7 protein-coding genes and 4 tRNA genes are annotated in these 10,862 nt (G+C 27.8%); all 11 read right to left on the reverse strand.

Annotation, left to right across the window (positions count from 1 at the left end; translation table 4 throughout):
• Position 1: 1 nt before the first annotated feature.
• Positions 2 to 1,117 (reverse strand): tRNA 2-thiouridine(34) synthase MnmA, encoded by a 1,116-nt coding sequence (gene mnmA / locus SAM46_RS03275; protein WP_078747106.1) that lies wholly within the window; start codon positions 1,115 to 1,117, stop codon positions 2 to 4.
• Between the two features lie 193 nt (positions 1,118 to 1,310).
• Positions 1,311 to 2,462, reverse strand: a complete 1,152-nt coding sequence (gene thiI / locus SAM46_RS03280) for a tRNA uracil 4-sulfurtransferase ThiI (protein WP_078747105.1) — start codon at positions 2,460 to 2,462, stop codon at positions 1,311 to 1,313.
• On the reverse strand, positions 2,452 to 4,074 hold the full coding sequence (locus SAM46_RS03285) for a hypothetical protein (RefSeq protein ID WP_078747104.1): 1,623 nt from the start codon (positions 4,072 to 4,074) through the stop codon (positions 2,452 to 2,454). Before SAM46_RS03285 ends, thiI begins: the two co-directional genes overlap by 11 nt.
• A 210-nt stretch (positions 4,075 to 4,284) precedes the next feature.
• Positions 4,285 to 4,358, reverse strand: a tRNA-Gly gene (locus tag SAM46_RS03290).
• Between the two features lie 79 nt (positions 4,359 to 4,437).
• Positions 4,438 to 4,514, reverse strand: a tRNA-Arg gene (locus tag SAM46_RS03295).
• Positions 4,515 to 4,519: 5 nt separating this feature from the next.
• A tRNA-Cys gene (locus SAM46_RS03300) sits at positions 4,520 to 4,594 on the reverse strand.
• A 284-nt stretch (positions 4,595 to 4,878) separates the two neighbouring features.
• A complete protein-coding gene (locus tag SAM46_RS03305) occupies positions 4,879 to 5,190 on the reverse strand; it encodes a hypothetical protein (RefSeq protein WP_078747103.1) in 312 nt (103 codons plus the stop codon).
• Between the two features lie 133 nt (positions 5,191 to 5,323).
• Complete coding sequence (locus SAM46_RS03310; protein ID WP_235645894.1) at positions 5,324 to 7,207, reverse strand: ABC transporter ATP-binding protein; 1,884 nt, start codon at positions 7,205 to 7,207, stop codon at positions 5,324 to 5,326.
• A gap of 12 nt (positions 7,208 to 7,219) precedes the next feature.
• Positions 7,220 to 9,052, reverse strand: a complete 1,833-nt coding sequence (locus SAM46_RS03315; protein WP_078747102.1) for an ABC transporter ATP-binding protein — start codon at positions 9,050 to 9,052, stop codon at positions 7,220 to 7,222.
• A 134-nt stretch (positions 9,053 to 9,186) separates the two neighbouring features.
• Positions 9,187 to 9,263 (reverse strand) — tRNA-Arg (locus tag SAM46_RS03320).
• Positions 9,264 to 9,466: 203 nt separating this feature from the next.
• Positions 9,467 to 10,855: a glutamate decarboxylase gene (locus tag SAM46_RS03325; protein WP_078747101.1), complete on the reverse strand. Its 1,389-nt coding sequence runs from the start codon at positions 10,853 to 10,855 to the stop codon at positions 9,467 to 9,469.
• Positions 10,856 to 10,862: the final 7 nt, after the last annotated feature.

The following is a 10,862-nucleotide window of genomic DNA, read 5'->3' on the forward strand; positions in this document are numbered from 1 at the left end:
TTTAAATATAATCTTTTTTAATATCATCCATATAGATTTCATCAATTATTGCTCCACCTATACATTTATCTCCATCATATAAAACAACTTGTTGTCCAGGTGTTACTGCGCTTGCTGTTTCTGGGTAAAATACTCTAATTTTTTTATCATCTAAAAATTCAATATTAACTTTGATGTCTTTTTGTCTATATCTGAATTTTGCAGATAAGTTATTTACATCAAAGTTATTATTGTTTAATGTTAAATTACTTGCAATTAAATTATTTGATATTAAATATTCGGGTCTAGAATTAGGGGCAACATATAAAATGTTCTTTTTAACATTATGTCCGCATACATAATATGGCTCAGCCATGCCGCCTAAATTTAATCCTTTACGTTGTCCTATTGTATAGTAGAAACAACCCACATGTTTACCGATGATTTTACCTGTTGTTATATCTACTGTATTTCCATCTTGTGCAGGGATATAGTTTTGTAAAAATTGTCCAAAGTTTCTTTCGCCAATAAAACAAATACCTGTTGAATCTTTTTTAGTTGCTGTAACCAGATTTAATTGAGCAGCTATTTCTCTAATTTGTGGTTTGGTTAAATCAGCTAGTGGCATTATAACTTTTGATAACTGTTCATTTGTTAATTGCGCAAGGAAATAAGTTTGGTCCTTATCTTGATCTTTTGCTCTATATAAATGTCCATTTTTAACATTTGCATAATGACCCATAGCAATATAATCTGCTTTTAGTTCATTAAATGCATAATTAGCAAAAGCATTAAACTTTATATATTTGTTGCATAAAATATCTGGATTAGGTGTTCGACCTTTTTTGTATTCTTCAATAAAATTTTGAAATACATTGTCTCAATACTCTTTTACAAAATCAACTCTGTGTAGAGGAATATCTAAAGCTTTTGCTACAGCTAATGCATCTTGATAATCTTGTTCTTGCGGACAAATATCTTGAGAAATATCAGCATTACCTAAAATATCATTATTTACAATACTGTCTCAATTTCTCATAAATAAACCAACAACTTCATATCCCTGTTGTTTTAATAAGTATGCAGCTACTGAAGAATCCACTCCACCGGACATACCAATCACTACTCTTTTTTGCATTTATATCCCTCCTTTTTTCTTATAGGTAAAATTTATAAATAAATTTTATAACAATATCATATTTAATGGAATTTTATAACTAAAACTATATATATTTTTCTATACTATGTCATAGATATAAAAAGAAATACACAGAGTGTATTACTTTAAATATTTTCTCTATTATTTTTATTAATGTGCATTTTGATTATTTCTAAATTTCAGTATCAGATAACTTAATTTTTTTAATTTCGATTTTATTTTTGATTAAATCTTCTTCTAATTCAAATATTCTATTTAGTTCTGATTCTAATTTCACTGCTTCTTCAATTGATGGTTTTGTTACCGGTTCTTTAGGTGCAAATAATTCACAAGTTTCATTTGCTTGAATAATACTAATATCATATGTATTAATCTTTTTAGCTATATTAATAATTTCATTTTTATCATAAGTTAATAATGGTCTTAATATTTGTTTGTTTGTTGCATTTCCGATTGTAGAAAGTGATTCTAATGTTTGAGAAGCTACTTGTCCTAAATTATCACCATTAGATATTGCTAATTGACCATATTTATCACATAAAATATCGGCTATACGATAAAAACTTCTTCTCATTAATGTGATTTTGTATGATTCTTTAGATACGAACGAAATATAATTCATTAAATTTGCATAATTTGCAATTATTAAATTTGATGTTACTTGATATTGATTTAAAACTTTAACTAAGTTAGTAATTTTTTCAATAGTTCTTTCATCAGTTTGAGGTGGTGTAATAAATGTTAAAAAATCAACTTTAATTCCTCTTTTCATCATACTGTAAGCAGCAACAGGTGAATCAAATCCACCTGATATTAGATGTAATACTTTACCAGAAACTCCTACTGGCAGTCCACCAAGTCCAGCATAGTATTGAGAAAACATATATGTTCTTCCGTTTCTAACTTCTACATAAAAAATTTGATCAGGATTATGTACGTCGACTTTTAAATTTGAATTCTTTAAAATTTCTCCACCTAAAATGTGGTTAATTTGATCTGAAGAATATTCAAACTTTTTAAAATTACGTCTTGCAGACACTTTAAATGTTTTAGCCATTGGATCAATTAATTTTAATGCTGTTGATTTTAATACTTCAATTTCATTATCCACAACTGCAACAGGTGAATAAGATGAGATTCCAAAAACATATTGTAATTTATCCATATTATGTTGTGAATAAGATAAATACATTCTGTCAAATTCCACTTGTGGAGCCTCACCTACTATGTGTTTAATGTTATTAGCTAGTGTATTAATAAATGTTTTACGGTTTTTCTTTTTAAGTACTAATTCCCCGTATCTTATTAAGATTTTACTGTACATATTTCTCCTTAATCAAAAATCTTTTTAGACTGTTATATGCTTCTTTATAATTGTTATTTTGCTGAATTTGAATTCTTATTTGTTGTATATATTCCTTATATGAATTTATTTTTTCGTTTGTAATTAAGAATTTTTCATTTGAAGCTACTTCAATGCAAATTTCTGAATACATTTGATAGTATTTTTCATTTGTTGCAATAGCATTAGTTAAGAATGTTAAATTATGTATAAAATCATTTCATACTAATTCATGCTTAGCTCAAGATTTATATTTTTTAATATTAGTTTCATACTGATTTATAATTTCTGCTTTTATTCTTGTGATTATTTCATCTTCATATAAAAAATCATTTTCTACTACATTAAAGTAAATTTCAATTGCTTTTTTAATTGAATTTTCTCTTTCTATTTTAACTTTACCATTTCGATATAGTTCTAATTTAATATTAGTATAAGCTATATCAAAATCTTTAGTTGCTTGAATGAAATCTTGTGTATTTTTCTTAACATCTAAAATCTTATTGCTATTTAATGCTTTTGCTTTAGCTTCTAAATTAAAGTAAGCTTTATTTAATTTAGATGTTACTTTTGCTACTTCATTATATAGTTTCTTTCGATTTGAATAGACTAAATTTAAATCTTTTGCAATTGATTTTAAAAACTTATCAATCTTTTGCAATAAGATAACATTATGAAATACTTTTCAATATTCCATGTAGATTAATTTGATATTTGATGCTAACTTTTCAGAATCATAATTAGTTCAATTTTTAGTCACTTCGTCTAACACTTGATTAATCTTTTTGTATTCTTGAACAATTTTATCTTGCTTTTCTTTCTTAATTGCGTTATTTAATTTATTAGGTAACGAATTATATAAGTAATATTCAATTCTGCTAGCTCCTAGAATTAAATTATTTAAATCGGCTAACCTACTTCTCAATTCATCAATTTTTTTATCAGCTTGCGAAAATTGCCCTTTGTATTTTGAATTATCAAGCTCACTTAACCGCTTAGCTAATTTTTGTACTTTATCTAATAATTCAGCATTTAGATTACTTGTTATAACTTTATTCTTATTTAATATATCTTTATAATAATCAACTATTTCCAAATAGTTAGTAAAGACATCATCAATAATTTTTCAACCTATTTCAAATTGTTCGGCTATTTTATTAAAGTTAGCTTTTTCTTTAGAATAATCTAATAACAGCTTTTTAAGTTCTTGTTTTCCTTTAAATGCTTTGAGCCATTTTTTCTCTTCAATAATAGATTTAATTTTAAATGAATGTTGCAAGATATTATCTTTCATTGTAGTAATATCAGTGTTTTTAACTTTTAATGAATCACATATTGGTTCAAAAGTTTTTTCGTTTTTTGCTAATATAGCACATTTTTGAATTGCATCTTTATTTTTTGTGGCATCTCTTTGTAATTGAACTTTAAGGTTTTCTAGAAAAATTGTATTTTTCTTAAAATATATATTTCTAAAAAGGGCTGTTGAAATAAACAGTATTAAAAATACTGCTACGATCATAAATATAATAAACAATATTAATGCTAGATTATTACTTCCGCTATTCACAGCAGAACTTACTTGATCGTTATTCATTTCTTCCTTTCTGATCTAATTTTTTTTATTCCGGTAAAAACTTAAAACATATGAATTTTTACGATTTTTAAATTTCATATTACCTCATTAATTGTTATTTGATAAACATGTAATGACTTTAATTACATAGTAATTAAAGTTTATCAAAATATACAATATAAGTCAGAAAAAAGAAAAACTCCTTTCGGAGTTAAGGTCACTTGCGTGAAATGGAGCGAGTGAAGGGAATCGAACCCTCATAGTCAGCTTGGAAGGCTGAAGTTCTGCCATTAAACTACACTCGCAAGTTATTTGTGTTAATATTATAGCACGAATAACAATCTTTGATAATATTTTTTTAATTTTTTACACAAAGCAAGTCATTGGCGCGCCCGGCAGGAGTCGAACCCGCAACCTTTAGGGCCGTAACCTAACACTCTGTCCAGTTGAGCTACGGGCGCATTAATGGAGGCACCAACGGGATTCGAACCCGTAATCAAAGTTTTGCAGACTCATGCCTTGGCCATTTGGCTATGGTGCCTTGTGCTTTATTATTATAATACATATTTTTTGTTTTACTAATATTTTTTGTTAATTTTAAATATCAATATTTATTTTTCAAACTAATACTTTTAGCACTATGACAAGGTATTTTAATTAATTTTATATATGTTATCTTAAGAAATAAACTGGTATAAAAATAAAAATGACATCTTGCGATGCCATTAAATATCATATTTATTTAGTATTTTTTTCATTGATGGTCTTTTAAATCAAAATATTCATCTTTTATTACTTTGTTATTTTTTTTGTAATGTATTTTTATTAATGTTGGTACTTTCTTATTTGTAATTCTTGCCATTTTTTTGACTGTATAATATTGATCATTAATTTTGAACGCTGTTTTATTTCCTTTTTACTAACTTTTGCAGAAATAGGATAAAGATTGTATTCTTCATCTTTACCATTTGAGCTTTGTGGTATTAAATGATCTATATTTCATGAATGTGGTGGCATGTTATTTGAAACCGTTAAAATAAAATTTGCCTTATATATTTCGAATCCATAAGGGTCCATTGCAGATTCTTTATTACCATAAAATTTTTCTCATATTTGTAAAGCTTTGTTCTTTTCCATATATACCTCCGTGAATTTTGCTGTAATTATTATTTCAAAAAAATCAAGCAGAAAATTCTTTTTCTGCTTGCTGTGGGATACTTACTATGAGCAAATATCTTGAATGAAAACAAGCGGTATATCCGCTTGCATATTATTTATCAAATTGTGATGTATAAAGATTGTAGTAGAATCCTTTTTTCTCTAATAAGCTTTGGTGTGTTCCTTTTTCAATAATTAATCCATTATCAACAACAATTATCATATCAGCGTTTTTAATTGTACTTAAACGGTGTGCGATAACAAAAGTGGTCTTGTTTTCCATTAATTTAAGCATTGCTTTTTGAACTATTTGTTCGGTACTTGAGTCTATATTAGATGTTGCTTCATCTAGAATTAATAAATTCTTGTTACTTAAAATCGCTCTTGTTAATGAAATTAATTGTTTTTGTCCTTGTGATAAGTTGGCACCATTATTTTCTATCATGGTGTCATAACCATTTGACATGTTCATTATAAAGTGATGCGCATGAGTTAATTTAGCAGCTTCTTGAATTTGTTCCATAGTTGCATTAGGATTAGTCATTCTTAAGTTATCTAAAATTGTTTCATTAAATAAGAATGAATCTTGTAACACTATTGTCATGTTATCTCTTAGAGATACCACATCAAGACTTTTTAGCTCATTACCATCAATTTTAATTGATCCGCGTTGATAATCATAGTATTTTGAAAGTAAACTAATAATAGTTGTTTTACCAGCACCAGTTGGTCCTACAATAGCAACAGTTTGACCTGGTTGAACTGAAAATGTCGCAGCTTTTAATTGGTATTCTAAAGCATTTGGATTGTATTTGAAATATACATCATTGAAATCGATTTTACCTTGAATTTTATCAACTTTAATAATTTCATATTCCCTTGTAGGAACTTCTACTTGTAATAATTTGAAAATACGTGATGTTGAAGCCACTCCAACTTGAGCATTAAATGTAGAAGATAAAATACTTTGAAATGGTCCCATAAAGTTTCAATTAAGCATAATGTATAGCACTATTAAACCAGCTGTCGGAGAACCATCTTGATTAACCATAAAGCTAAAAGATGATCATACATTTACTTTATTTAGGTAGAATACCGCAGCAATAGCTGAAATAGCTAAAATAATTAAGTTAGAAATTAATCCATATCATGTATCAAATGATTTAGCAATAATATCACCTTTATAGGCAGAATTACGAATGTTTCTAGTAATTTTTTCAAGTTCTGAATATATATAAGCTTGTTGATCAAATGAATTTGTCACCTTAGTATTAACTAGCATTTCTTCAACAAAGGCATTTAATCTACCAAAGGCATTTTGTACATTAATAAAATAAGGTTGTGATTTTTTAATAAGTAAGAAAACTAGAGCAAACATTATTAATGATACCGGGATAACAATTAAAGTTAATAGTTCAGAAGCCAAACTCATTACAACAATGGAAATTAAGATATTAAATGTAGATGTAGCAGCTTGCACCATCATTTGAAATAATGAATTAGCCACATTATTAATATCCACAACTAATGTTGAAATTAAGTTACCAGTTTTATTTTTATCATAAAAACTAATTGGTGAACGAAATAGTTTTCCCATTAATTGTCCACGTAATCTAGCACCTGCTTCAAAACAAAGTTTAATGTAAACTCTTTGCTCTAAGTAACGGAATACACCATATAAAATAAATGATAATGCTAAAGCTAGTAAGCTAATTACAAAACCAACTGTATCAAAATCTTTTATGTTTCCTGTGGCTTGTGTTCCTAAATATGGAGAAAAGTATAATTGAACAATTAACCCAATCATAAAGCTACCAACAATGTAACATATTGAGTTAATAAAACTAAATGTTAAAGCAATTGCCATTCTTTTTTTATCTTTTAAAATATAAGAAAGCAGAGTCTTAAATGTTTGAAAAACTTTGACATCAGACTTCATTTTTTTGTTTTTATTAAGCTCTTTGCTTATTTGACGACCTTCGTACATATTATCCATAAGACCCCCTTTCTATTGTTCTAATTGATTCATATTAATGTCATAGTATCATTGACATTTTTGTAATAATTCATCATGAGTGCCTTGAGCAATTATTTCACCTTTATCCATTACTAAAATTTTATCTGCATGTTTAATTGAATTAATCTTTTGTGAAATAATAACTGTAGTACATGAATATTCTTCTTTAATATTTTTAATTAAAGATTTAGTTGTTAAGTTATCAAGAGCTGATGTGGAATCATCTAAAATAAGTATTTTAGGTTCAATAATTAAACTACGAGCAATTGATAAACGTTGTTTTTGCCCACCTGAAAGGTTTTTACCTCTTTGTACAACTGGGTGTTTTAATCTATCTTCAAAAGTCATGATAAAGTTATTTGAACAAGAAGCTTTTAAAGCTTTATTTATCTCATGTTCAGTTGCATCAGATTTACCAAATGTTAGATTTGATAAAATTGTTCCTGAATATAATAAAGCTTCTTGATATACAATTCCAACACTTTCGTGTAGGTTTTTTGTATTAATATCTTTAACTTCTTTATTATTAATTAAAATGTTTCCTTCTTCATATTTCATATTATTAACAATTAAATTAGCTATAGTACTTTTTCCTGAACCAGTAGGTCCAATTATTCCTAAAGTTTCTCCACCATTAATTTTGAAGTTAAGATTTTTAACAGAATAATCTTCTGAAGTTTGGAAGTATTTAAAATTAACATTTCTAAATTCAATTGAATATTGAGAAATATCATTTTTATTATCAGTAATCATTAATCCTTGTTCAACATGTAAATCATCATATTGTTTATCAAGAACTTCCACAATTCTTCCGGCTGATATTTTAGCTTTGAAAAATGATCCAAGAAATTGCGAAAACATAATAATCCCTTGAGCAATTAAAACTTCATACTCAATGAAAACATTTAACTTCGCAATTAATTGTGCACCATTTTCACTTCTTAATCCAGCTTCAGTAGCTGCTAAAGCATCCATTTGTGTCTTACCGATAGCATAAATAATAACAACTATTATGTTGATGATAACAAAGAATGCAGGCATACCAATCGCAAAGTATTGAAAACTTCTTTTTTCTGTTTTTAATCATGCGCCATTTGCTTTATTAAATTTTTCATATTGTTTTCATTGTAAGTTATTAGCTTTAATAAATCTTGCTCCATTTATTGATTCATCAACTTCTTTAGTAATTCAGTCAAGATTTTTTCTATTTCTTTTAATTAGTGGATTAACTTTGATAAACATGTAAGCAATAACAATAATTAACAGTGGAATAACTGAGATAATAGAAAATGTTAAAGGCACATCAGTCATAAATGCAAACACTAGTCCAACAATTATGTATAGCGGAGCTTTAATTAAAGATATTGATGAACCAATTAAGAAGTCTCAAAATAAGGCAACATCATCATTAATACGTGTAATTAGACTTTCGTTTGTAAGTTGAGCAATATCTTTCAAACTAAGTTTTTGATATTTTCTAAATAATGTATTTCTGTAAAAGTTTGAAGCTTTTTCTCCTGCTCAAATAATAATTAGCACATATCCAAACGAAGTGGAAGCAGCTAAAAACAATGTTATCAGGAATGTAACAAGCAACACAGTAAATACTTGATTTCAGTCTTTAGATTCATACACAACAAAATCAAAGATTCTTAATTGTATTGGATGAGTAACATCACTATGTGGTTCAATTACTAATGGTAAGAATTGAGAAAGTAAAATAGGAAGCATCATTGTCAAAGCAACATTGATGATAACTATTAAGATACCAATACCAAATTGTGCTTTGATTTTGTTAGGTAAAATCTTAAACATTTTTCACATCTTTTCTCCTTTTTTCTTTTACTTATTAAATTTTATGCTAAAGTATAACATTTTTTACAAAAATGTTATTAATGTGAAAATGAAATTATTTATCAAATTTTCCTTTTTGAATGTAAAAAAAGGGTATAAAAAAATGGCGATCACGAGAGGATTCGAACCTCCGACCACAAGCTTAGAAGGCTCGTGCTCTATCCAGCTGAGCTACGCGACCACGCTATATATATTTTACACACTTTTTTAAAAAGTCTAGTTGTATTTATATTTTTATTTAGAAAATTTAATTCATTTATTAAATACTAAAAAGTCTACTTTCAAGTAATAAAAGTTAATTATTATGATTTTTTAAGTATTTATTATCTTCTGAAAAATTTAAAAAGAAAAATTCTGGTTAATTAAAACCAGAATTAAATAGAACTATGTGTGTTTAAATCCACCAGATTTTTCATCAAGTGAAACAGTTGGTTTATGCACTTTAAGTTCTTGAATAGCTTTTTTAATATCGTTAATCAATATGGAAGCCATATCACGTCCAAATCCTTGACGAACTAGCACTCTTTGCACAATAACATCTTGAGCATTTGCTGGCATTGAGTATGCTGGGACTTGTCATCCACGAACTCTTAATTTTTCAGCTAAATCATATAAATTGAAACCTAAATCAACACCTTTTTTAAATCTTCAAGTTGTTGCTGGAATACCATGTTGTGGAGAACCATCATTGATTAATCCGAAATATCCCATTGCTTCAATTTCTTTAGCAATATATTGTGCTGTATCATAACAATTCATATGGATTTTTCTATAACCGTCTTTTCCTAATCTAAGGAATAAGTAATATTGCGAAATAATTTGACCAGCTGGACGAGAGAAATTAATTTGGAAGACAGGCATATCTCCACCTAAGTAATTAACATGGAAAATTAATTTTTCAGGTAATTCAGATTTATCTCTTCAAATAATTCATCCTGCTCCTAGTGGTGCTAAACCAAATTTATGTCCTGAGGCAGAAATGGATTTTACTCTAGGGACTCTAAAGTCTCATAAGATATCAGGCGCTGTAAATGGAGCTAAAAATCCTCCCGAAGCAGCATCTATATGCATATCTACATTTAATCCTGTATCTTTTTCTAGCTTATCTAGTGCTTGCGATAATTCATAGATTGGTTCAAATGCTCCAGTAAAGGTTAATCCAAATGTTGAAACAACACCAATAGTGTTTTCATCAATGTATTTGACCATACTTTCTGCATCCATATAGAATCTATCTTCTTCCATTGGAACTTGACGGATTTCGATATCTCAATAACGACAGAATTTTTCTCAAACAACTTGCACTGGTCCACATACAAGGTTGGGTTTATCTGTGCTTTTTCCTTCAGCAATTCTTTTTGCTTTCCATCTTTCTAGCATTGCCATACCACCAAGCATGCAAGCTTCAGATGAACCGATTCCTGAAGTACCAATTGGTTCTTGATCTTTTGGCGCATTCCATAAATCAGCTATCATCGAAACACAACGTTGTTCTATTTCAGCTGTTTGTGGATACTCATCTTTATCAATTAAGTTTTTATTAATTGAAATATCCATTAATTCATGAACTTGTTTTTCTTCTCATGTTTGACAAAATGTTGCTAAGTTTTGTCTTGCATTACCATCTAAAAACAATTCATCTTTTACAATTTCAAGCACAGTATCAGGATCTGATTCACCATCAGGCATTTGGTATTTAGGTAGCTGAATATCAGCTAATCTTGACCCGAAAATACTGTCTTTTTCATTGTGTCTTGTTTTATGCAAAGGCATATTTTAT

The organism is Mycoplasmopsis verecunda (assembly GCF_033546915.1).
Lineage (GTDB): Bacteria > Bacillota_I > Bacilli_A > Mycoplasmatales > Metamycoplasmataceae > Mycoplasmopsis > Mycoplasmopsis verecunda.